18 protein-coding genes and 1 pseudogene are annotated in these 23,335 nt (G+C 71.3%); 7 read left to right on the top strand and 12 right to left on the bottom strand.

The genetic code is table 11. The annotated features are described in order from the left end of the window. Positions 1–204 precede the first annotated feature (204 nt). From ABT147_RS10665 to ABT147_RS10650, 4 genes are all read left to right on the top strand, one after another. Positions 205–1,446 (top strand): NAD(P)-dependent malic enzyme, encoded by a 1,242-nt coding sequence (locus tag ABT147_RS10665; protein WP_351404133.1) that lies wholly within the window; start codon positions 205–207, stop codon positions 1,444–1,446. A 363-nt stretch (positions 1,447–1,809) separates the two neighbouring features. Beyond that, positions 1,810–2,775: a zinc-binding dehydrogenase gene (locus ABT147_RS10660; protein ID WP_351404131.1), complete on the top strand. Its 966-nt coding sequence runs from the start codon at positions 1,810–1,812 to the stop codon at positions 2,773–2,775. Between the two features lie 130 nt (positions 2,776–2,905). Continuing rightward, positions 2,906–3,115 carry a helix-turn-helix domain-containing protein gene (locus ABT147_RS10655; RefSeq protein WP_007384656.1) on the top strand — a complete coding sequence of 70 codons (210 nt, stop codon included), beginning with the start codon at positions 2,906–2,908 and terminating at the stop codon, positions 3,113–3,115. Then, positions 3,115–3,699: a Clp protease N-terminal domain-containing protein gene (locus ABT147_RS10650; RefSeq protein WP_351404129.1), complete on the top strand. Its 585-nt coding sequence runs from the start codon at positions 3,115–3,117 to the stop codon at positions 3,697–3,699. Before ABT147_RS10655 ends, ABT147_RS10650 begins: the two co-directional genes overlap by 1 nt. Positions 3,700–3,903: 204 nt before the next feature. Here ABT147_RS10650 and ABT147_RS10645 read toward each other — a convergent pair whose 3' ends face one another. Together ABT147_RS10645 and ABT147_RS10640 are read right to left on the bottom strand one after the other, a co-directional pair. Beyond that, positions 3,904–5,016, bottom strand: a complete 1,113-nt coding sequence (locus tag ABT147_RS10645) for a PadR family transcriptional regulator (protein WP_351404127.1) — start codon at positions 5,014–5,016, stop codon at positions 3,904–3,906. Between the two features lie 444 nt (positions 5,017–5,460). Next, positions 5,461–6,286 (bottom strand): annotated as a pseudogene (locus ABT147_RS10640) (DUF4097 family beta strand repeat-containing protein); the annotation flags it as partial. A gap of 186 nt (positions 6,287–6,472) precedes the next feature. Here ABT147_RS10640 and ABT147_RS10635 point away from each other — a divergent pair. Further along, positions 6,473–7,324 carry a hypothetical protein gene (locus tag ABT147_RS10635; protein ID WP_351404125.1) on the top strand — a complete coding sequence of 284 codons (852 nt, stop codon included), beginning with the start codon at positions 6,473–6,475 and terminating at the stop codon, positions 7,322–7,324. Between the two features lie 44 nt (positions 7,325–7,368). Here ABT147_RS10635 and ABT147_RS10630 read toward each other — a convergent pair whose 3' ends face one another. From ABT147_RS10630 to ABT147_RS10610, 5 genes are all read right to left on the bottom strand, one after another. Further along, positions 7,369–7,551 carry a DUF6104 family protein gene (locus ABT147_RS10630; protein ID WP_003961784.1) on the bottom strand — a complete coding sequence of 61 codons (183 nt, stop codon included), beginning with the start codon at positions 7,549–7,551 and terminating at the stop codon, positions 7,369–7,371. An 83-nt stretch (positions 7,552–7,634) separates the two neighbouring features. Beyond that, positions 7,635–11,414, bottom strand: coding sequence for a multifunctional oxoglutarate decarboxylase/oxoglutarate dehydrogenase thiamine pyrophosphate-binding subunit/dihydrolipoyllysine-residue succinyltransferase subunit (locus ABT147_RS10625; RefSeq protein WP_351404123.1), 3,780 nt, complete (start codon positions 11,412–11,414; stop codon positions 7,635–7,637). Between the two features lie 574 nt (positions 11,415–11,988). After that, positions 11,989–13,146: a sensor histidine kinase gene (locus ABT147_RS10620; RefSeq protein WP_351404121.1), complete on the bottom strand. Its 1,158-nt coding sequence runs from the start codon at positions 13,144–13,146 to the stop codon at positions 11,989–11,991. Positions 13,147–13,212: 66 nt separating this feature from the next. Beyond that, a complete protein-coding gene (locus tag ABT147_RS10615; protein WP_326577558.1) occupies positions 13,213–13,950 on the bottom strand; it encodes a response regulator transcription factor in 738 nt (245 codons plus the stop codon). A 131-nt stretch (positions 13,951–14,081) separates the two neighbouring features. Beyond that, a complete protein-coding gene (locus ABT147_RS10610) occupies positions 14,082–14,756 on the bottom strand; it encodes a spermine/spermidine synthase domain-containing protein (protein WP_351404119.1) in 675 nt (224 codons plus the stop codon). Between the two features lie 214 nt (positions 14,757–14,970). Here ABT147_RS10610 and ABT147_RS10605 point away from each other — a divergent pair, with 214 nt between their 5' ends. After that, on the top strand, positions 14,971–15,897 hold the full coding sequence (locus tag ABT147_RS10605) for a rhomboid-like protein (RefSeq protein ID WP_502983066.1): 927 nt from the start codon (positions 14,971–14,973) through the stop codon (positions 15,895–15,897). Here the strand turns inward: ABT147_RS10605 and ABT147_RS10600 are convergent. From ABT147_RS10600 to ABT147_RS10580, 5 genes are all read right to left on the bottom strand, one after another. Continuing rightward, positions 15,876–16,568 carry an ATP-binding cassette domain-containing protein gene (locus ABT147_RS10600; RefSeq protein WP_351404117.1) on the bottom strand — a complete coding sequence of 231 codons (693 nt, stop codon included), beginning with the start codon at positions 16,566–16,568 and terminating at the stop codon, positions 15,876–15,878. The genes ABT147_RS10605 and ABT147_RS10600 overlap by 22 nt on opposite strands. Next, positions 16,565–17,545 (bottom strand): hypothetical protein, encoded by a 981-nt coding sequence (locus ABT147_RS10595; protein ID WP_351404115.1) that lies wholly within the window; start codon positions 17,543–17,545, stop codon positions 16,565–16,567. The genes ABT147_RS10600 and ABT147_RS10595 overlap by 4 nt, the downstream gene beginning before the upstream one ends. Beyond that, entirely contained in the window at positions 17,542–19,017 is a 1,476-nt protein-coding gene (locus ABT147_RS10590; protein WP_351404113.1) for a hypothetical protein, read from the bottom strand. Before ABT147_RS10590 ends, ABT147_RS10595 begins: the two co-directional genes overlap by 4 nt. Then, positions 18,968–19,633, bottom strand: a complete 666-nt coding sequence (locus ABT147_RS10585) for an RNA polymerase sigma factor (RefSeq protein WP_351404111.1) — start codon at positions 19,631–19,633, stop codon at positions 18,968–18,970. Before ABT147_RS10585 ends, ABT147_RS10590 begins: the two co-directional genes overlap by 50 nt. Before the next feature lie 229 nt (positions 19,634–19,862). Beyond that, a complete protein-coding gene (locus tag ABT147_RS10580; protein ID WP_351404605.1) occupies positions 19,863–20,528 on the bottom strand; it encodes a GNAT family N-acetyltransferase in 666 nt (221 codons plus the stop codon). Positions 20,529–20,700: 172 nt separating this feature from the next. Here ABT147_RS10580 and lon point away from each other — a divergent pair, with 172 nt between their 5' ends. Then, entirely contained in the window at positions 20,701–23,103 is a 2,403-nt protein-coding gene (gene lon, locus ABT147_RS10575) for an endopeptidase La (RefSeq protein ID WP_351404109.1), read from the top strand. The last annotated feature ends 232 nt before the right edge of the window (positions 23,104–23,335 follow it).

Genomic DNA, 23,335 nt, shown 5'->3' with positions numbered 1-23,335 from the left:
CGTCGTCGATGCCGTCCGTCCGGTAAGAAGGTTCCTTACACCCCTCATCCGGGGCCCAGGGCGCGTGTGCGGCGCGCCCGTCGCGTCTGAGCCCGCAGGCGTCGCCGTACGTATCGGTGACCCGGGACTTACGCGGTGCCCGCCCGCTCCCGAACCGGGAGCGGTTCTCACCCTCAAGCCATGAAGACCTAAGGGGTACACAAAGTGGCAGCGGAGATTGTCAATCCTCGCACCGACAGCGGCGACGGCAGTACGGGCCAGGAGGGCGGCGGAGAGCCTCTCAATTCCCTCGACGCCTTCGACCCCGCCTTCGCGCTGCACCGCGGTGGCAAGATGGCCGTGCAGGCCACCGTGCCGATTCGTGACAAGGACGACCTTTCCCTGGCGTACACGCCCGGCGTCGCGCGGGTGTGCACCGCCATCGCCGAGCAGCCGGACCTGGTCAACGACTACACCTGGAAGTCGTCGGTCGTCGCCGTCGTGACGGACGGTACGGCGGTCCTCGGCCTCGGCGACATCGGCCCCGAGGCCTCCCTCCCCGTGATGGAGGGCAAGGCGATCCTGTTCAAGCAGTTCGGCGGCGTCGACGCGGTGCCGATCGCGCTCGCCTGCACGGACGTCGACGAGATCATCGAGACCGTCGTCCGCCTCGCGCCCTCCTTCGGCGGCGTGAACCTGGAGGACATCTCGGCGCCCCGCTGCTTCGAGATCGAGAAGCGGCTGCAGGAAGCCCTCGACATCCCGGTCTTCCACGACGACCAGCACGGTACGGCGGTCGTGACGCTGGCGGCGCTGCGGAACGCGGCGAAGCTGACCGGCCGTGGGCTGGGCGATCTGCGGGCCGTGATCTCCGGCGCGGGCGCGGCGGGCGTCGCCATCGCCAAGATGCTGCTGGAGGCCGGTCTCGGCGATGTCGCGGTCACCGACCGCAAGGGCATCGTCTCCGCGGACCGTGAGGACCTCACGCCCGTCAAGCGGGAGCTCGCCGAGCTGACCAACAAGGCGGGGCTCTCGGGCTCCCTGGAGGACGCCCTCGCCGGCGCGGACGTCTTCATCGGCGTCTCCGGCGGTACGGTCCCGGAGGCGGCGGTGGCCTCGATGGCGGAGAACGCGTTCGTGTTCGCCATGGCCAACCCCAATCCCGAGGTGCACCCGGACGTGGCCCACAAGTACGCGGCCGTCGTCGCCACCGGGCGGTCCGACTACCCGAACCAGATCAACAACGTGCTCGCCTTCCCGGGGATCTTCGCGGGGGCGCTGCAGGTGCGGGCCTCGCGGATCACCGAGGGGATGAAGATCGCGGCGGCGGAGGCGTTGGCGGCGGTCGTCGGGGACGATCTTGCGGCGGATTACGTCATTCCGTCGCCGTTCGATGAGCGGGTTGCTCCGGCCGTTACCGCGGCGGTGGCTGCGGCGGCTCGGGCGGAGGGTGTGGCTCGGCGGTGATGTTCGGGGCGGTGTGGGGTTGTTCTTCGCCCCCGCCGCCCCTACCCGTTCCCATCCCCAGGGGCTGTGCCCCTTCGACCCCCCGCCGCCTTATAGCTCGGGGGGTCCGGTGCGTTGGCGGGTGCGGGTGTGTTGTGGTTGCTCGCGCAGTTCCCCGCGCCCCTTGAGGGCCTTCGGCCACTCAGGGGAAAAGCATGGGGCGCAGCCCCTGCTTTTTCAGGGGCGCGGGGAACTGCGCGAGAAGTCCCACGGACCTGCGGCCGCCCACGAACCCCGTCAGCCCGAGTCGTCACGCGCCGACGGGACGCGTGTCACAGTGGGGTTCGGTTCCATCGGCCCCGGCGTCGCCCTATGGTCAGGCGCATGTTCGCTGCCTATGCCGCCCGCATCGACCGTGACCAACCGCTCGACGGACTGGAGTTGGGCGACCGCCCGGCCCCGGAGACGAGGCCCGGCTGGACGACCGTCAAGGTGAAGGCCGCCTCACTGAACCACCACGATCTCTGGTCCCTGCGCGGCGTCGGCCTCGCGGAGGACAAGCTGCCCATGATCCTCGGCTGTGACGCGGCCGGCGTCGACGAGGACGGCAACGAGGTCGTCCTGCACTCGGTGATCGGCCAGACCGGCCACGGTGTCGGCCCCAAGGAACCCCGTTCGATCCTCACCGAGCGCTATCAGGGCACCTTCGCCGAACTCGTCTCCGTCCCCACCTGGAACGTGCTCCCCAAGCCCGCCGAACTCTCCTTCGAAGAGGCCGCCTGTCTGCCCACCGCCTGGCTGACGGCGTACCGCATGCTCTTCACCAACGCGGGCGTACGCCCCGGTGACTCCGTCCTCGTCCAGGGCGCCGGCGGCGGTGTCGCCACCGCCGCGATCGTGCTGGGCAAGGCGGCCGGACTGCGGGTCTTCGCCACCAGCCGGGACGAGGCCAAGCGCAAGCGGGCCCTGGAGCTGGGCGCGGTGGAGGCGCTGGAGCCGGGGGCGCGGCTGCCGCAGCGCGTCGACGCGGTCATCGAGACCGTCGGCGCCGCGACCTGGTCCCACTCGGTGAAGTCGCTGCGCCCCGGCGGCAGCCTCGTCATCTCGGGCGCCACCAGCGGTGACCGCCCCTCCCACGCCGAACTGACCCGCATCTTCTTCCTCGAACTCAAGGTGGTCGGCTCCACCATGGGCACCAAGGACGAGCTGGAGGACCTCCTCTCCTTCTGCGCCGTGACCGGCGTCCGCCCCGTCATCGACGAGGTGCTGCCCCTGGACCGTGCCCGCGAGGGCTTCGAACGCCTCGCGGCGGGCGACCAGTTCGGCAAGATCGTGCTCACCGGTCCCTGACGGGCTCGTTCCCTGAGGGACTCCTTCGATCCGTTGAGACGTGCGGCCGGCCCGGTTCTGTGCATCGGGCCGGCCGTCGTCATGTCAACTGGGGTTGACATTGCCCGGCATGTCAACCTAAGTTGACGTCATGACCGAAGCAACGGATCTCGCCGAGCGCGCGGGCGATCGTGACCCCCGGGTCGGGCTGCGGGCCGTCGCCGCGCTGCGGAGGCTGCTGGAGCAGTTGGAGTCGGTGCAGGTGCGCAGCGCGCGCAATCAGGGCTGGTCGTGGCAGGAGATCGCCGCGGAACTCGGAGTCAGCAGGCAGGCCGTGCACAAGAAGTACGGGAGGCATTGATGTTCGAACGGTTCACGAAAGACGCCCGAGCGGTGGTTCTGGGAGCGGTGGACCATGCCGAGCGCGCCCATGCGAGGGAGGTGACCGAGGAGCACCTCCTCCTCTCCCTGCTGGACCGCGAGGCCAGCCGCGCCTCGTTCGCCCTGGCCGCGCTGGGGCCGGCCGGGGGTGATCGCCGGGACTCCGTGGGGCGGGCCCTCGGTGAGGCCCGCCGGCGGGGTGGTCTCTCCCGGGCCGATGCGGACGCCCTCTCGGGCCTCGGCATCGACCTCTCGGAGATCGTCTCCCGTGTCGAGGAGGCTCATGGGGTGGGCGCGTTGGAGCCGGGCGGGAAGGGTGCCGCCCGGAGTGGTCGAGGGCGGCTCTCCGGGCACCGGCCCTTCACCCGTGGCGCCAAGGATGTCCTCACCCGCGCCCTTCGTGTCGCCCACGCGCACCGGGATCGCCACATCGGCGACGAGCACCTTCTTCTGGCCCTCACCACCCGCCCCGGGGTCCCGGCCGAGGTACTCGCGGACCATGGGGTGACGTACGAGGCGTTGGAGCGGGTTCTTTATGGGGTGGGGGAGGCCAAGGCCGGGTGAATGGGTGACTGGGTGCTGGTGACCGGGTGCTGGTGACTGGTGACTGGTGATTGGTGATTGGGGATTGGGGTGGGTTCGGGTTTGGGGTGGGGGCGGGGTGCGTTGCGGGCTGGCCGTTCGTTGTGGCTTGTCGCGCAGTTCCCCGCGCCCCTCAGGGGCGGGGCTGCGCCCCTGCCCCTGCCCCTGCCGTGTCTCCTCCCTGGCTCATCCCTTCGGTGCTCGTAGGACCAGGCCGATGTGGGCCGCCGCTGTCGACAGATGGTGGCGGGCGTCGCGGAGTTGGTCCTCGGTCACGCCGTGGTCGCGGGCCGCGTCGCGGATGTCGTCGCGGAAGCGGTCCAGGAGGCGGTCGAGGTCACGGGCCGGGTCGCCCGTGGGGGGCTCGTGCACCCAGGCGGGCTCGTAGTCGGCCGGGAACTCCTCGGGGGTCGTGGAGTACTCGGGCTCCCCGACGCCGGTCCGGGCCCCGGTCCTGCTCCCGGCGCCGGAATCCGCTGAGCCTCCGGTCTCGGTACCCGCGCTCGCACCGGTCCCTGCCCCCGTACGCCCGAAGCCGAAGTCCTTGCCGAACTCCTTTCCGAAGTCCTTCCCGAACTCGCCGAACTCCTTGGCCAGTTCGGTCAGCCCCTCCCGTACGCCCGTCGGCCAGTCGCCCCGGGTGAAGTGGTCCTGGACGTGGTCCTGGACCCGCTTGGCGATGCGCTGCAACTCCTCCTGGGCCTGGGTGCGGGCATGTTCCTGAGCGTCCTTGGCCTGGCGGCGGGCGCGCTGGGCCTCCTCGCGGGCGCGCCGGCTCTCGTCCTTCGCGCGACGGGCCTGCTCCTTCCACTCCTGTTTGACGCGCCGCATCTCCTCCTTCGCGGCGCGCCAGGACTCGTTGTCGGCGTACTCCCCGAAGTCGCCGAGGGGCGCCTGCTCGCCGCCTCCCTTGCGGGCCTCCGAGGCCGCCGCCCGCATCTCCCGGCGCAGGTCGCCCGCCGCGCCGCGTACATCGGCCCGGATCTCGGCGGCCAGCTCCGCCACCGATTCGCGGATCTCCAGTTCCAGGTCGGCCAGCTCGCCGCTGCGGTCGGCCAGTTCGGCGCGGCCCGCGTCCGTGATGGCGTACACCTTGCGGCCGCCCTCGGTGGTGTGGGTGACCAGGCCCTCGGTCTCCAGCTTGGCCAGGCGGGGGTAGACGGTGCCGGCCGAGGGGGCGTACAGGCCCTGGAAGCGTTCCTCCAGCAGCCGGATCACCTCGTAGCCGTGGCGCGGCGCCTCGTCCAGCAGCTTCAGGAGATACAGCCGCAGGCGTCCGTGGGCGAAGACGGGAGGCATGTCAGAGCACCTTCTTGTCGGTCGTGCGGTCGTTCGTGCGGTCGGTCGGGGCGGGGGCGTGGTCCGGTGGGCTGTCCGGCAGCTCGGGTGAGCCCTCGGACGGATTGTCGGTCACGCCGCCGGGCCGGCCGGTGGGCGGGTGGCCGGTGACGTCATCGGTCCGGCCCACGGGTGAGGTGCCCGGCGGAGTACCTGGCGGGGTGCTGGGCGCGCCCGGCGCGGCCGCGCCCGCTGACGGGGACTCCGGTGTGCCACCGGCGGGACCGGAGCCGTCGCTGGACGCGCCCACCGACGGCTCCGCACCGCCCGGGACCTTGCCTGGTGGCGGCCCCGGCTCCCCGCTCTCCCCAATGCCGGTGCTCAGCCCTGCGCTCCCGGTCTTTTCCGTGGCGTCGCCGGTCTGCGGATCCCCGGCTTCCGCCGGGCCCCCGCTCCCCGCCTCCTCACCCCAGGGCTCGTCCTCCGTCGGGGGCCTGCGGAGGAGGGCGATGGAGCCGGAGACGGTGGTGGCCTTGAGGCGGCCGTTGCCCGTGCCGAGGCGGCCGGTGACCTTGTGGGCGCCCCAGGGGCCGCTGACGCGGAGGCCTTCGAAGGCGTTGGAGATGGTGCCGCTGGCGGTGTTGGCCTCGACCTCGGTGTCGGTGGGGTGGGGGAGGCGGATGGCGATCTCGCCGGAGACGCTGGTGAGGCCGACGTCGGTGGGGCCGCCCGTGGGGTCGAGGTCGAGGATGATGGAGCCGCTCACCGAGTCGGCCTTCACGGTGGGGCAGGAGCCCTCGATGACGGTCAGGTCGCCGGAGACGGAGCTGAGCCGGAGAGCGCCCGTGAGGGCCTGCGCCTCCACGTTCCCCGACACCGTCGTGGCGCGCACCGGGCCCGACAGTCCGACCAGGGTGGTGTCGCCCGAGATGCCCTTCACCTCCGTACGCCCGGCAAGGCCGGACACGACGGCCGTGGCGCCGACCACGCCCACCTCGACACGCGTGCCCGTCGGGACGGCGAGCGACACCAGGACGCTGCGACGCCAGCCCTTGCGGTCGAGCCACTTCAGGAAGCCCTTCCAGGGCAGGTCGTCGTAGGCCACGGTCAGGGTGCCGTCCTTCTGGGTCACCGTCAGCGGTGGGCCCTCGACGTCGGACACCTCCAGACGGGCGGAACCCTCGTCGGTGCCCATCACATTCACCGTGCCGTTGACGATGCGCACATGCAGTGCCGTCACCGGATCTTCGAACGTGAGCTTCCGCGGCTCGGCGACGGACCACTCGGACATGGTGCTGACCTCCTCGACAGACCCGGCAGGACGGAACACGCCATACGCGCCCGCACACTTGGTGCGTCATACGAGCCATATCGCGTCTTCCGTAATTCACGATATATCGCGGTCACGGAAAGTCAATACACCCGTTCTGGTGATCCCGTAGGGAGGTATGTGGGCAAATCGCCCTAGCGTGGGTGCATGTCGACGGAACGCTCCCAGGGATCCCGTGCCCCCCGGCCCACCCCCGCCCCGGGCGCGCTTCTGCTCTGCCGGGCGGATCCCGACTCCGTCGCCCCCGTCGCCCAGCTGCTCCGCGAACGCATGCTGCTCACCCCGGCCGGCCCGGAGTGGACCGCGCTCGTGCCCGAGGGGAAGCCCTGGCTGCACGGCGGAGAGCACGTCGACCGCGTCCTCACCGGCTGGGCGACCGCCCTCGCCGTCGGCGTCCCCTGGCCCGTGCTCGCCCTCTGGTGGGACGCCGACCGCAGCGGCTACACCCTCGCCTCCGGCTTCCGTCGCACCGTCGGCTACGTATGGCTCGCGAACGGCACCCCGGCCGGCGAGGACGAGGCGATGCGTACCTTCGCCGCCCGACTGGGCCTGGACCCGGTCCTCGACACCCAGTCCCTGGACGACCTCACCAGACCCGACCCGGCGGCGGACGCCCGCGCCCGGCTGCTGGGCCTCCTCGCCGTCCTCACCCGCGCGGGACTGACGCTCCCGGCCGGTCTCACCCCGGGCGAACCCGCCGACCGTCTGCGCGAGGTCGCCCGCGTCCAGCCCGGCGTGCAGCGCATCGAGTGGACCGGCTGGCGCGGGGCGGTCCGTACGGAGCTCGACGCCCTCGAACGCGGGCGCCTCGGCCCCTGGCTCCCCTGGGCCGGCACGCCCAGGGCCCGCGCCCTCGCCACCGCCCAGCTCCTCGCGGGCCTACCGCTCACCGCCTGGGGCCTGCACCGCCGTAGCCCCGGCTGGCTCACCGCGGGCGGGCTCCTGATCGCCCACGGCGCCCTCGGCCTGCTGTACGACCTGGCGCACCCGCGCGACTGACACCGATCCGGCCGCGCGGTCGGACACTCGGGCCGGGCGGTCGGCTACTCGTCCTCGTCCTCGTCGTCCAGCCGTGCCAGCCAGGTCGCCAGGCGCTCCACCGGCACCTCGAAGTCCGGATTCAGATCGACGAACGTCCGCAGCTGCTCGGCCAGCCACTCGAAGGTGACCTCCTCCTCGCCGCGCCGCTTCTCCAGTTCCTCGATGCCACGGTCCGTGAAGTACATGGGTCAAGGATAAGTGCGCCCAAACGGCCGGGCCGCACCCCCGGAGAGGGGGTGCGGCCCGGTTGCGTACGGCTTTCGAGGCCTCAGGCCTCGAACACCTCACGCACCAACTGCTCCTGCTCGGCCTGGTGCCGCTTCGCCGAACCCACCGCCGGCGACGAGCCGTGCGGGCGGGAGATACGGCGCAGGCGCTCGCCGTGCGGGACGTCCGCGCCGACCGCGAGGTCGAGGTGGTCGATCAGGTTGAGGGCGATGAACGGCCAGGCACCCTGGTTCGCCGGCTCCTCCTGGGTCCAGAGGTACTTCTCGGCGTTGGGGTACTTGTTGACCTCGGCCTGGACCTCGGCGCCCGGCAGCGGGTACAGCCGCTCGATGCGGATGATCGCCGTGTCGGTGACGCCCCGCTTCTGACGCTCGGCCTCCAGGTCGTAGTAGACCTTGCCGGCGCAGAAGACGACCTTCTTGACCGCGTTCGGGTCGACCGAGCTGTCGCCGATGACCGGGCGGAACTCGCCGCTCGTGAACTCCTCCGCCTTCGACGCGGCGGCCTTGAGGCGCAGCATCGACTTCGGGGTGAAGACGACCAGCGGCTTGTGGTGCGGGTTGTGCACCTGCCACCGCAGGAGGTGGAAGTAGTTCGACGGGAGGGTCGGCATGGCGACCGTCATGTTGTTCTGCGCGCAGAGCTGGAGGAAGCGCTCCGGGCGGGCGGACGAGTGGTCCGGGCCCTGGCCCTCGTAGCCGTGCGGGAGGAGCAGGGTGACGCCGGACGTCTGGCCCCACTTCTGCTCCGCCGACGAGATGAACTCGTCCACGACCGTCTGGGCGCCGTTGACGAAGTCGCCGAACTGGGCCTCCCACATCACCAGGGACTCGGGGCGGGCGAGCGAGTAGCCGTACTCGAAGCCCATCGCCGCGTACTCGGAGAGGAGGGAGTTGTAGACGTTCAGCCGCGCCTGGTCCTCGGAGAGGTACATCAGCGGCGTGAACTCCTCGCCCGTCTCACGGTCGATGATCACCGCGTGACGCTGGCCGAAGGTGCCGCGCTGCGAGTCCTGGCCGGCCAGGCGGACCGGGGTGCCCTCCAGGAGGAGGGAGCCGATCGCGAGGGTCTCGCCCATGCCCCAGTCGATCGTGCCGTCCTCGACCATCGACGCCCGGCGCTGCAGCTGCGGCAGCAGACGCGGGTGGGCGGTGATGTGGTCCGGGACGTTGACCTGGGACTCGGCGATGCGCTTGACGGTCTCCGCCGTGATCGCGGTGTTCACCGCGACCGGGAAGCCGTCCTGCGGGTCGTGGACCTCGGCGGACGCCGGCTGCGAGGTGGCCTCGCGGACCTCCGTGAAGACCTTCTCCAGCTGGCCCTGGTAGTCCTGCAGCGCCTGCTCGGCCTCTTCCAGGGTGATGTCGCCGCGACCGATCAGGGACTCGGTGTAGAGCTTGCGCACCGAGCGCTTCTTGTCGATCAGGTCGTACATCAGCGGCTGCGTGAAGGCCGGGTTGTCCGACTCGTTGTGACCGCGGCGGCGGTAGCAGATGAGGTCGATCACCACGTCCTTGTTGAACGCCTGACGGAACTCGAAGGCGAGCCGCGCGACGCGGACCACGGCCTCCGGGTCGTCGCCGTTCACGTGGAAGATCGGGGCCTCGATCATGCGGGCCACGTCCGTCGCGTACATGGAGGAACGCGAGGACTCCGGGGCGGCCGTGAAGCCGACCTGGTTGTTGATGACGATGTGGACCGTGCCGCCGGTGCGGTATCCGCGCAGCTGCGACATGTTCAGGGTCTCGGCCACCACGCCCTGGCCCGCGAAGGCCGCGTCGCCGTGCAGGGCCACCGGCAGGACCGTGAAGTCCGTGCCGCCCTTGTTGATGATGTCCTGCTTGGCGCGGGAGACACCCTCGACGATGGGGTCGACCGCCTCCAGGTGCGAGGGGTTCGCGACCAGGCTGACCTTGATCTGCTCGCCGTCCAGGCCCGTGAAGGTGCCCTCGGCGCCCAGGTGGTACTTCACGTCGCCGGAGCCGTGCATCGACTTCGGGTCGAGGTTGCCCTCGAACTCGCGGAAGATCTGGGCGTACGACTTGCCGACGATGTTCGCCAGGACGTTCAGCCGGCCGCGGTGGGCCATGCCGATGACGACCTCGTCGAGGCGGGACTCGGCCGCCGAGTCGATGACCGCGTCGAGCAGCGGGATGACCGACTCGCCGCCCTCCAGGGAGAAGCGCTTCTGGCCGACGTACTTCGTCTGCAGGAAGGTCTCGAAGGCCTCGGCCGCGTTCAGCCGGCGCAGGATGCGCAGCTGCTCCTCGCGCTCCGGCTTGGTGTGCGGGCGCTCGATACGGTCCTGGATCCAGCGGCGCTGCTTCGGGTCCTGGATGTGCATGAACTCGACGCCGGTCGTACGGCAGTACGAGTCGCGCAGGACGCCGAGGATGTCGCGGAGCTTCATCAGGGACTTGCCCGCGAAACCGCCGACCGCGAACTCGCGCTCCAGGTCCCACAGGGTGAGCCCGTGCTCGGTGATGTCCAGGTCGGGGTGCTTGCGCTGGCGGTACTCCAGCGGGTCGGTGTCGGCCATGACGTGGCCGCGGACCCGGTAGGAGTGGATCAGCTCGAAGACCCGGGCGGCCTTGGTGACGTCGTCGTCGTGGCTGGCGTCGATGTCCTTGAGCCAGCGGACCGGCTCGTAGGGGATGCGCAGCGCCTCGAAGATCTCGTCGTAGAAGCCGTTCTCCCCGAGGAGGGAGTTGGCGACGACGCGTAGGAACTCGCCGGAGGCGGCGCCCTGGATGACCCGGTGGTCGTAGGTCGACGTGAGCGTCATGACCTTCGCGATGCCGAGCTTGTTGAGGGTGTCCTGGCTCGTGCCCTGGAACTCGGCCGGGTAGTCCATGGAACCGACGCCCATGATGACCGACTGACCGGGCATCAGGCGCGGCACGGAGTGGACGGTGCCGAGGCCGCCGGGGTTGGTCAGGGAGACCGTGACACCGGTGAAGTCGTCCATCGTCAGCTTGCCGTCACGGGCGCGGCGGACGATGTCCTCGTAGGCCTGCCAGAACTCGAAGAAGTTCAGCGTCTCGGCCTTCTTGATGCCCGCGACGACCAGCTGGCGGTCGCCGTTGGGCTTCACCAGGTCGATGGCGAGGCCGAAGTTGACGTGCGGCGGCTTGACGAGGGTGGGCTTCCCGTCCTTCTCCGCGTAGTGCCAGTTCATCGACGGCATGGCCTTGATGGCCTGCACCATCGCGTAGCCGATCAGGTGCGTGAAGGAGATCTTCCCGCCCCGGGCGCGCTTCAGGTGGTTGTTGATGACGATGCGGTTGTCGAACAGCAGCTTCACCGGGACGGCGCGCACGGACGTGGCCGTGGGCAGCTCCAGGGAGGCGTTCATGTTCTTCGCGACCGCGGCGGCCGGGCCACGCAGCGTGATCAGCTCCGGGCCGTCGGCAGCGGCGGCGGGCGCGGCCTGCTTCGCCGGGGCGGAGGCCGCCGGCTTGGCGGGCGCGGGGGCCGCTGCCGCGGGCTTCGCGGGGGCCGGGGCCGGAGCCGCGGCGGGCTTCGGGGCCGCCGGGGCGGCGGGTGCGGCCTGGGCCGGCGCGGCGGGTGCCGCGGGCGTGGTGGTCGCTGCGGCCCCCGCGGCCGCAGTGCTCGCCGGAGCCGAGGCGGCAGCGGCGCCTGGCTTGTAGTCGGCGAAGAAGTCCCACCAGGCTCGGTCTACCGAGTTCGGGTCCTGGAGGTACTGCTGATAGATCTCATCGACGAGCCACTCGTTCGGACCGAAGGCCGCGGCGGGGTTCTTACCCGCTTGGTCTGCGTCGGTCGAGATGCTCGAGTTACTGGGGGACTGTGGCGACACGGCGGCAACCGCCCTCTTCCGCTTCACAAGGTGATGGACAGCGGGAATTAAGGCTACGCCCCCGTGGCCGGGAAGGTCAGGCCGAGTCCGCTCTTCGTCGTGTAAGTCACATCGGAAAGCGTGTTTCGGGGGTGGAAATGGCGGGAAACAAGCGTGGTTCCGGTCTGGAATGGGGGTGGGGGGTGGGTGCGGGGCATGCGTCGGGTGGGGCCTGCGGGTATGTGGACGCGGCCCTCTGCCTGAACGCACCTGATCACACGTGTCCGGCTGGGCGGACGTGGCGTGGATCTTGTGGCTCCGCTTCGAACTTTACGTCAACTTGGGGGAGAAGTAAGCCCCGGGAGGATGAGCGATATTTGGCAAGGGTGGGGGGATTCGGCCATGCGGGATGTGGGTATCGGGGGATTTTTCGCCCCCGCCGCCCCTACCCGTCCCATCCTCAAGGGGCTGTGCCCCTTTGCCCCCCTGCGCCTCAGAGCTCGGGGGTGCTGGTTCGTGGGCGCGTGCGGGTTGTGTGTGGTTGCTCGCGCAGTTCTCCGCGCCCCTTAAAAGCGCTGGGCGCCACCCATGCCGGTCAGGCCGGCTGGGGGCGTTGGCCGGGCTGGGGGGAGACGCCGGGGAGGAGCACCTGGATGCGGCAGCCCTTCGGGGACTCGGCCACGCCGATGCGGCCGCCGTGGAGGTCCACCGCCCAGCGGGCGATGGCGAGGCCCAGGCCGGTGCCGCCGTCGCTGCCGGGGCCGTGGGGGGAGCTGACGGCGCCGCGGTTGAAGCGTTCGAAGACGCGGTGCCACTCGGACTCGGGGATGCCGGGGCCCTCGTCCAGGACTTCGAGGTCGAGGGATTCCGGGGTCGGGCCCCGGCGGGCCCTCACCGTGACGCGGCCGTGCGCAGGGCTGTGCTTGACCGCGTTGTCGATGAGGTTGGCGACGACCTGGTGGATGCGCTCCGGGTCGGCGTTGGCCGTCAGCTCCGGCGGGTGCACGTCCAGGTGCAGGTGCACGTCGGTGCGGGTGTGCTTGCCGGAGTCCGAGGCGATGCCGCCGCGGGCTGAGGAGACCATCTGGGCCTCCTTGAGGACGCCCGAGAGGTACGGCCAGACCTCGAAGCGGCGGCGGCGCAGCGGGACCACGCCGTTGTCCAGGCGTGAGAGGTCCAGCAGGGTCTCCACCAGGCGGCCCAGGCGTTCCGTCTGCTTCAGGGCCGTACGCATTGTCTCGGGGTCGGCCTGCGTGACGCCGTCGACGATGTTCTCCAGGACCGCCCGCAGGCCCGCGATGGGCGTGCGCAGCTCGTGGGAGACATTCGCCACGAGTTCCTTGCGCTGGCGGTCCTGGGCCTCCAGCTCGTCGGCCATGAGATTGATCGTGTGGGCGAGGTCACCCAGCTCGTCCCGGCGGTTCTCGCTGACCCGGCGGGTGTAGTCGCCGCGCGAGATGGACCGGGCGACCGCGTTCATCTCGTCCAGCGGGGCGGTGAGCGAATGCGCCACGAACTGCGTAATCAAGAGTGTGGCGATCATCGAGAACACCGTGATGAAGCGCAGCTCCGTCTTGGTGTGCACCGCGATCATCGACAGACCGGTCGTGATGAGGACCGAGATGACGACGAGCGCGCCGAGCTTCGTCTTGATCGAGAAGGGACGCAGACCGCCGAGCGGTCCCGCGCCCTTCCGTGCCTGCGCGCCTCCGGGATTCCGGTTCCGGGACCTCGGGTCACCGACTCCGCTCATCACGCCACCAGCCCCCTGTGCCTACCTGCCTGCGTCTGCCCCGCGCACGCGGACGGCGAGCACAGGTCAGGGATTCGGGGTCTCCAGGGCGTACCCCACACCGTGCACCGTGCGGATCCGCTCCGCGCCGATCTTCCGCCGCAGCGCCTTGATGTGGCTGTCCACGGTCCGCGTCCCGGACGCGTCCGCCCAGTCCCACACCTCGGCGAGCAGCTGCTCGCGCGACAGTACGGCACGCGGGGTGTTCGCGAGACATACGAGGAGGTCGAACTCGGTGGGCGTGAGGTGTACGTCCTCGCTGCGGACCCGGACGCGGCGCTGCGCGTGGTCGATCTCCAGCTCGCCGAGGCGCAGGATGCCCGAGCGCGGTGTGGTGGCGGCCAGCGCGGCCCGCTCCACGCGGCGCAGCAGGACATGCACGCGGGCGGCCAGCTCACGCATGGAGAACGGCTTGGTCATGTAGTCGTCGGCGCCGACGCCGAGCCCGACCAGCATGTCCGTCTCGTCGTCCCGGGCGGTGAGCATCAGCACGGGGACGGGCCGCTGGGCCTGGACGCGCCTGCACACCTCCAGGCCGTCGAAGCCGGGCAGCATGATGTCGAGGATCAGCAGATCGGGCTGCCAGGCCTCCGCGGTGTCCACCGCGGCCGGGCCGTCGGACGCGGTCTGCACGACGAAACCCTCGGCGCGCAGACGGGCCGCGATGGCGTCGACGATCGTCGGGTCGTCCTCGACCACGAGCACCCGGCGCTGTGCGCCCGGCGTCGCTGTGGTGCTGCTGTGGGTGGTGTGTGTCTGCTCCATCGCCCGCCCCTGTGTTGCTTTCCGGAATCCGTGGGGTGATCCCTTGACTACGCATGGCTGCGCATGACTGCGATTGACGCTTGAATGATCGGCGTCAGGCAAGCAGGGTACGGGCAGTCACCGCACCAGGGCTATCCAGGTCGGATCGCGAGGTGCACCACGTCCGGAACTCCTCGGGCAACCGGGATCTCTTCGGTACGCACCTGTTGGAACCCGGCATTCCCCAAGGTTTCCTCGAATTCCGCAGATGGCTGGGCGGACCAGACGGCAAGTACCCCACCAGGGCTCAACACCCTTGCGCAGCTTGCCAGTCCGGTCGGGGCGTAGAGGTTTCCGTTGCCCTCGGAGACGGTCCAGCCGGGCCCGTTGTCGATGTCCAGGCAGAGCGCGTCGAACGTGGCGGATGTCTCATTGACGTACTCGACGAGATCCGCTTCCACGATCTCCGTACGGGGGTCCGCGAGCGCTTCGGCGGACACCTCGGCCAGCGGTCCGGCCCGATGCCATTCGATGACGGAGGGTTCGCGTTCGACAACAGTGATCGGGCCCCAGCGCGGATCCGCGGCGGCGTGGGCGAGTGAGAAGCCGACGCCCAGACCCCCGATGAGCACACTTGGCCGAGAACGGCCGGTCAGTGCGGCGAGGGCGGCGTCGACCAGCAGTCGTTCCGAGCGGCCGTCGGAGGTGTCCATCAAGAAGCACCCGTTGGCGATGATCTGCAACAGCTCTCCGTGCCGCCGCAGCACGACCTCGCCGTAGGGGCCCTCGCGCCGGTCGATGACTTCGGGTTCGTCGGTGATGGGCATGAGCCCATCTTTACGTGCCGGTGGCGGGCGGACGGCTGAATTACGACGAGCTGACGACGAGCTGACGACGAGTCGTGGCCGTACGGGCAGACCGGGTCGTAAGCCTGTTGCGAGCCTGTCGAGTTGCTGTGAATCGTGGTCGGGGTGGTGGCGGTCACAGACAGGGGGGTGCCGGGGCGTCGAGGCTGGGGTGAAACGGAAGGAGCGCCTCACCTTGGATGCCGCCGAGAGCGTGAAGCCCGTGAAGCCCGTGGAGAGCGTGACGCCCGGGGAGGCTGGGGAGCTCGGGGAGACCGAGGTGGGTGCGGCGCGGGGTGGCGTGACGTCGTCGGTGACCGGGCCCGTGCTCGACGGCATCCCGCGGCAGCCGGGTCCGGCACCCGTGCGGGCGGCGCAACAGGCGCGGGAACGCGAGCCCGTTCGGCTCGCCCAGCGCGCGCCCGCCCGCTCCACGCGCCCCCCGCTCCCGCGCCCCTGGCGGCTGCTCCCCACCCCCGTGGCCACGCCCTTCACCTTCTTCTACGCCGCCGTCCTGGTGGTCACCTCGCTCGTCGCCGAGTACGCCGATCCGGCCCTGGTGCACGCCCTGCACCAGGGCTCCAGCACGGATGTGGCGCATCTGGTCCAGGCCCCGGTGCTCGTTCTGTTCGCGAGCGCGCTGTGGGTCGCGGGCGGGGTCGGATCCCCGTACGCCCTCGGTTTCCTGCTGGTGCTGACCGGGCTGGAGCGCCGGATCGGCGGGTGGCGTACGGCCGGGGTCTTTCTGGTGGGGCACGTCCTCGCCACCCTCGCCACCGAGGTCCCGGTGGGCTTCGCCGTGCTGGCCGGTCATCTGCCCGACAGTTCCCTCCACCGCCTCGACTACGGCATCAGCTTCGGGGTGGCGTCGAGCGTGGGCGCGCTGGCCGGGCTGCTGTCGCCGTGGCTGCGGTGGCCGATTCTGCTGGGGTTCGGCGGGATGCTGGTGGACGACCTGATCGCGTACACGGACCCGATGACGAACTGGGGCCATCTGCTGTCCTTGGCGATCGGGGTGGCGATGTGGCCGGTGGTGCGGCGGTGGCGGCGGACGGACCGGGGCGCTGCCCGGGCATACCCGGAGGCCGGTCCGGGACCGGCTCAGGCCACCACCGCCGCGTAGCCGCCGGCCGCGTCCAGCGCGTCGAGCGGGCCGTGGAAGGCGACGCGGCCGGAGGCCAGGACGGTGACGTCGTCGCAGGCACCCTCGACGTCCTCCATCAGGTGCGTCGACACGACCACGCACGCGGTCCGGCCCAACCGCCGCACCAGGCCGTGGAACTCCGACCGCTGCCGCGGATCGAGCCCGGCCGTCGGCTCGTCGAGCAGGAGCAGGGTCGGTGAGTTGACGACGGCCTGGGCGATACCGACGCGCTGTTTCATCCCGCCGGAGAGGGTGCGCAGCTTGTCGCCGAGGCGGTCGCCCAGCCCGACGGCCTCCGCCGCCCTCGTGACCGCCTCCGGGATACGGCCGCCCGGCATCTCGCGCAGCCAGGCGGCGTAGGACAGGAACTCCCGGACCGTGTAGCCGCGGAACACCCCGAACTCCTGCGGGAGGTACCCGAGACGGCGCCGGATCTCCAGGCGTTGGGCCGGGACGCGGGGGTCGCGGTCGAGGAGGGTGAGCGTGCCTTCGGTGGCCGAGTACGACGTGGCGAGGACACGCAGGAGGGTGGATTTTCCGGCGCCGTTGGGGCCGAGGAGGGCGTGGACGCCCTCGCCGAGCGTGAGGGTGAGTTCGTCCAGGACGAGGGTTCGGCGGCGGCGTACGCAGAGACGGTCGGTGTGGATCATCGAGGGGCTCGCTGGTCTCGTCGGCCCCGAGAGGGGCGGCGGTCGCCGGGGGCGGGGGTGTTGTAGGCGTGGCGGCGGAGGAAGAGAAGCTCCACGAGGACGGCTGCGCCGATGGCGTAGACCATCTGGACGGTGCCGACGAGGAGCATGCTCAGCGCGTCGGCCAGCCGGTCCATGTCCGTGGCCCGCGGGTTCGACTTCTGCCTGCACAGGTGGGCGACCGCCCCCACGACGAGCAGCCAGCCACCGCTGGTGAGCAGGGCCGCGACGCGGCTGTCGACGTACGAGCTGAGGACCAGCGTGGCCAGAGTCAGGACCAGGCAGGGCAGGAGCCAGCCGGCGGGGCTCGCTTCGAGGGTCTTGGTCCGGGGCAGGGCGAGTGCCGCCATCGAGAGCAACGGCACGCACAGGGCCAGCACCTGCCCGGTCCTGATCAGGAGAAGCCGTAGCCCTCCGGAGGGGGTGGTGCGGGTCACCTCCGCGAACGGGTCGGCCTTTCCGCCGTAGCTCGCCGCCACGCACAGCAGCGGCAGGACCGGGGCGAGGAGGAGCAAGGAGGGCAGGACGGCGCGGTTGTCATGGAGGTGGGCGAGCCCCACTCCGGCCGTGCACACGGCGAGTACGGCCAACAGCCACGGCAGCCGTAGCCCGTGCACCGCGGCCAGCCAGGGGGGACGCCGCCCTGGTCGGCCGTTGTCCGGCCCGGCCGGGGGCGGCGGATCGCTGGGGGGCGGGGGGCCGCCGAGTCGGCTGAGCAGTGCGCCACGCATGGCGTCGAGTCGCATGCCGTGGATTCCGTTCTGTACGGAGGAGTTGACGGCGCCGGAGCAGTGGCGGCACGCGAGGAGGTGGGCCTCGGTGTGCGTGATCAGGTCGGAGGAAAGGGAACCTTCGGCGTAGCCGGCGACCCAGGAGAGGGGGAGGTGGCCGTCGTCGATACGCGGGAGGGGATGGACGAGGGGCAGCGGATCGGTCATCGGGCGGGCTTCTTCCGGGACGGGCTGTCTGCCCCCGGGGCCGGGAGCCCGGGGATGGGGGAATCGCGTCGAAGGGCGGTGAAGTAGTCGGTCAACCAGGCGGCGCGGGTGCGGTGCGGCAGGGCGGAGAGGCGGGCCACCGCGCGGCGTACGGCCGGCGGGCGGGTGTGCGGGCCGCGCCGCTCGACCGGGACCAGCCAGGTGTGGACGGCCGCGACGAGGTACTCGGCATGCCGTTGCGAGTCGTTGGAGCCGAGGCTGCATGACATGGCGATGTCATGGGCGACCTCGTCGAACCGGATGTCCGGTGCGTCGGTCGCGGCGAACTCCACCGTCCATCCCCTGGGAGACGTGTACGGGCCGGGGGACCGGCAGCCGCGTCCCGTCTCCGCCGTCGCCAGGTAGTGGGAGGGTGCCCCACGTACATCGGCCAGTCGGGCGGCGAAGTGGGCGACCATCCGGCGTGACTCCTGGTGGAAGGCCGCCCGGTCGTCCGACAGGCACAGAACGGGTGTGCCGCGTGAACAGCGGACCGCCATGAGGACGGGCTCGGGGCGTGTGGCCGCGTAGTCGACGGGCAGGACCGCGGCCGACGTCAGAGCGGCGCAGAGGAGTGCCACGGGGAGCCACCGCCGGGCCAGGACCCCGACCGCCGTGGCCGTCGCGGTGGCCAGGAGGGCGAGGAGCAGCCAGTAGGGCCAGGTCACGTCGGAGGGAGCAGAGGTCTCCCAGTAGTCGTATGCCGAAGGGGAACCGAAATCGTCCTCGTATCCGGGGACGGGGCGGCCCGTGTAGCGCCGGTCGGGAGTGACGTCGTAGAACGTCAGCCCGTTGGCCAGGGAGCCGTAGCTCGTCCTGGCGGAGTTGAGGGAGAGCAGCAGCGCGGAACCCACCGCGGCGAGAACGGGTACGACGCGCAGCGGCAGCAACTCGCCCAGGACGTGCGCCAGTGCCGTGAGCGCGGTCAGCAGCAGTGTGCTGTAGGCCGCTTCGAGACAGGGCGGTGCTCCGGCTGTGGCGGTCCACCAGGTCATGCCCATGAGCAGGAGCGTGAAGGCGAGGAACGCGGTCAGCGGCCACAGGACGGACGGGGCGCAGGCGAGCAGAGCCCGGGCGACCGGCGGACGTACCGCCTGTTCCTGGGCCCAGCGCATGCCGGCACGTGTCTGGGCACCGCCCTGCCAGCAGGCGACGCCCACGGCGACCGGCAGTCCGAAGGCGAGACTCGAGCCGAGGACCGCGCTCGTGTTGATCCAGTCCCCGTGCCAGGCCTCCTCGTGCGGCGAGGTGCGCGAGGGCCAGGCGGTCAGCAGGAGGACGACCGTGAACACCGCCGCTCCGGGCGCCGCCGGTCCCCTCCGCAACTGCGCTCGCAGCACCCGCAGATGGCCGGCGCCCGAGTCGGTCCGCCGCGCCCACGCGTTACGGACGCGGACGTGGAACCCGGTCGCCGCGACCACCTTCCTCGTCACCTCCGTCCCCATGCGTCAGCAACCACCGCCGTAACTGGGCACACCCGCGCGAGGCCCGCGCCTTCACCGTCCCCTCCGCCACCCCCAGCCGCTCGGCGGTCTCGCGGACGCTGAGCCGGTGGAGATAGCGCAGCTCGATGACGTCCCGCTGGGCCGCCGGAAGTTCCGCGAGGGCGACGGCGACGGCGGTGTAGCGCGGGGAGGAGGCGAGGAGGCAGTCCTCGGCGGAGGGGACCGTGGTGTCGGCCGGGGGCGCGGACTGGACGCGCTCGTCGAGGGCGGCACGGCGGCCCTGCTCGCGGACGAGGTCGAGGGCCCGGCGGTGGGCGATCCGCATCAACCACCCGATGGCGTTGCCCTCGTGGAACGACGACGCGCCCTTCCACGCGGACAGGAACGCCTCCTGCACCGCGTCCTCGGCGGTGTCGGCGGAGAATCCGCGGTTCAGGAGATACGCGAAGACGCTTCCCGCGTGCCGGCTGAACAGCTCCGACAGCGCCTCTCCGCTGCCCTCGGCCATGGCGTGGACGAGGTGGCTGTCGCAGGGGGCGTCGTCCTCGGGGGCGGGTGCGGGCGGCGGGTCGGTGCAGGACGGGCACCCGGGAAACGTGGTCATGCGGCCTCGGTGGTCGTCGGTCGATCGGGCCGCGAGGTCACCAGGGGCGGCCGCCAATGTCATCACGTTCAGCTATCGCCCGATGCGCTGTGTGAGGTTGCGTGAGTGGCGGCTGTCCTGTGGGGCGAGGATGTGCGCGGGTGGTCCGGGCGGCGCCCGCGCGCCGCTCAGAGGGCGCGCGGAGGACGCACAGAGGGCGCGTACGCCCTCCGCTCGGGCAGCCCTCCGCTCACGAGCGCTCCACTCGCGGCCGCCCCGTGAACTTCGCACTCGTCAGCGGCGCCTCCACCCGCCACCCCAGCGACTCGTACAGCGCCCGCCCGTCCGGAGTTCCGCCCAGCACCCCTGTCTCCGCGCCCTGTTCGAGGGCGGCACGGGTGAGGGTGTGCATGACGAGGGTGCCGAGGCCGCGGCGGCGGTGGTCCGGGGAGGTCTCTATCTGGTCGACGACCGCCGTCGCGCCGGTCGGGGCGATCTGGCCGCGCGCGGCCCAGGAGCCGTCCGGTGCGGCGATCATCACCCGGGTCACACCGCCGCGCGACCAGGTGCGCAGCCGGTAGCCGTCGGGGACGGGGGCCGGGGCCTTCGGTGTCCTCAGGCGTACCGACATCAGGCAGCCCGGCTCGGGGTCCACCCACCAGCCCTCGCCCAGCCAGGGGGTCACCCTCGACGGCTCCGCGAAGACCTTGAGCCAGGTCCCGGCTCCGGTGACGGCGTCCGCGACCTTGCGGACCGTCGCCTCCTCCACGTCGTCGTTCGTCGCGGTGAAGACGTGGCGGGTGACGTGCTGGGCCATCCCCATGTCGATCGTCAGGCCCCAGGGCTCGGCCGCCGGGGGCGCCGCGCCGCGCGACACGACCCATCCGTCGGCCCAGGCACGCACGATTCCGTCCACCACGGCCCCCGTGTTCGTAATAGGTGATAGTGGCATGAGGCTATTACGTGCCGGTCGGCGCCGCCATGGCTGCCGTGATCGCCCACAGCGAACGCCCCGCCCCTCGGGGAACATTCATCGGCTCAGGTGCATTGAGTCGGCATAGCTCAACTTGACTGCCTAGGGAGAGATCATGGCATCCACGTCCGCACCGCTCACCCTGCCCGTGCTGCCGCTCGACGAAGAGGTCGTGCTGCCGGGAATGGTGGTGCCGCTGGACCTCAATGACACGGATGTACGGGCCGCGGTGGAGGCCGCGCAGGCGGCGGCGCGGGCGGAGCCCGGGAAGCCGAAGGTGCTGCTGGTGCCGCGGATCGACGGGGCGTACGCGGGCACGGGTGTGCTCGGGACCGTCGAGCAGGTCGGACGGCTGGCGGACGGGGACCCCGGGGCGCTTATCCGCGGGCTCGGCCGGGTGCGGATCGGGGCCGGGACCACCGGGCCCGGCGCCGCGCTGTGGGTCGAGGGGACGCGGATCGACGAGAGCGTGCCGGAGCCGCTGCCCGGCCAGGTCGCCGAACTCGTCAAGGAGTACAAGGCACTTGCCACCAGCTGGCTGCGCAAGCGCGGCGCCTGGCAGGTCGTGGACCGGGTGCAGGCGATCGACGACGTCTCCGCGCTCGCCGACAACTCCGGCTACTCGCCGTTCCTCACCACCGAGCAGAAGATCCAGCTCCTGGAGACCGGCGACCCGGTCGCCCGGCTGAAGCTCGCCACCCAGCAGCTGCGCGACCACCTCGCCGAGCAGGACGTCGCCGAGACCATCGCCAAGGACGTCCAGGAGGGCGTCGAGAAGCAGCAGCGCGAGTTCCTGCTGCGGCGCCAGCTCGAAGCCGTCCGCAAGGAACTGCGCGAGCTGAACGGCGAGCAGGACGGCGAGGAGTCCGACGACTACCGGGCCCGCGTCGAGGCCGCCGATCTGCCGGAGACCGTACGGGAGGCCGCGCTCAAGGAGGTCGACAAGCTGGAGCGGTCGAGCGACCAGTCGCCCGAGGGCGGGTGGATCCGGACCTGGCTCGACACCGTGCTCGAACTGCCGTGGAACGAGCGGACCCAGGACGAGTACGACATCCGGGGGGCGAAGAGGATTCTCGACGCCGAGCACGCGGGCCTCGAGGACGTGAAGGAGCGCATCACCGAGTACCTGGCCGTGCGCAAGCGGCGTGCGGACCGGGGGCTGGGTGTCGTCGGCGGGCGGCGCGGCGGTGCCGTGCTCGCGCTCGTCGGGCCGCCCGGTGTCGGCAAGACCAGCCTCGGGGAGTCCGTGGCACACGCCATGGGGCGCAAGTTCGTCCGGGTCGCGCTCGGTGGGGTGCGCGACGAGGCGGAGATCCGCGGGCACCGGCGTACGTACGTGGGCGCGCTGCCCGGTCGTATCGTCCGCGCCATCAAGGAGGCCGGGTCCATGAACCCCGTCGTCCTGCTCGACGAGATCGACAAGGTGGGCTCCGACTTCCGGGGCGACCCGGCCGCCGCGCTGCTCGAAGTCCTCGACCCGGCCCAGAACCACACCTTCCGGGACCACTACCTGGAGGTCGAGCTGGACCTGAGCGACGTCGTCTTCCTGGCCACCGCCAACGTGCTGGAGGCGATCCCGGAGGCGCTGCTCGACCGGATGGAGCTCGTCCGGCTGGACGGCTACACCGAGGACGAGAAGGTCGTCATCGCCCGGGACCACCTGCTGCCCCGGCAGCTGGACCGGGCCGGGCTCGGCGCCGACGAGGTCGTCCTCGACGAGGGCGCGCTGCGCAAGCTGGCCGGTGAGTACACGCGCGAGGCGGGCGTACGGAACCTGGAGCGGTCCGTGGCGCGGCTGCTGCGCAAGGTCGCGGCCCAGCACGAACTGGGGCAGCGGGAGCTGCCGTTCACCGTCACCGACGGGGATCTGCGCGGGCTCATCGGGCGCCCGCACCATGTGCCGGAGGCGGCGCAGGATCCGGCGGAGCGGCGTACGGCCGTGCCGGGTGTCGCCACCGGGCTCGCGGTCACCGGGGCGGGCGGTGACGTGCTGTACGTCGAGGCGTCGCTCGCCGACCCGGAGACGGGCGCGGCGGGGCTGACGCTCACCGGGCAGCTGGGTGACGTGATGAAGGAGTCCGCGCAGATCGCGCTCTCCTTCCTGCGGTCGCGCGGTGCGGAGCTGGAGCTGCCGGTCGCCGACCTCAAGGACCGGGGTGTGCACATCCACTTCCCGGCGGGCGCGGTTCCCAAGGACGGGCCGAGCGCCGGTGTCACCATGACGACGGCCCTGGCCTCGCTGCTGTCCGGGCGGCTGGTCCGTACGGATGTGGCGATGACCGGGGAGGTCTCGCTGACCGGGCGGGTGCTGCCCATCGGTGGCGTCAAGCAGAAGCTGCTGGCGGCGCATCGGGCCGGGGTCACGACCGTCATCATTCCCAAGCGGAACGAGGCGGACCTCGACGATGTGCCCGCCGAGGTCCTCGACACGCTCGACGTCCATGCCGTCACCGATGTCCGCCAGGTTCTGGAACTGGCGCTCGCCCCGGCGGAGGTGGGGGTGTCTGTGGCCGCCTGACAGCTCGGGGGGTTCGGTTCGTCGGCTGGTGCGGGTCCGGTGGGGCTTCTCGCGCAGTTCCCCGCGCCCCTAAAGATTCAGGCCCCTGCGGGCCTGAAAGACCGCGGCTCCGCCGACCTGAAGGATCACGCCCCGTCGGCCTGAAAGACCACAGCCCCGGGTGAAAGACCACGGCCCTGCCGGCCTGAAAGCCGGCGGGGCCGCGCCCCTGAAAAGCACGGGGCGCAGCCCC

Origin of the sequence: Streptomyces sp. NPDC001868 (assembly GCF_040297125.1) — a bacterium.
Taxonomy (GTDB): Bacteria; Actinomycetota; Actinomycetes; order Streptomycetales; family Streptomycetaceae; genus Streptomyces.
Note: the sequence above shows the minus strand (reverse complement) of the source record. Positions and strands in the feature narration are given on the sequence as shown.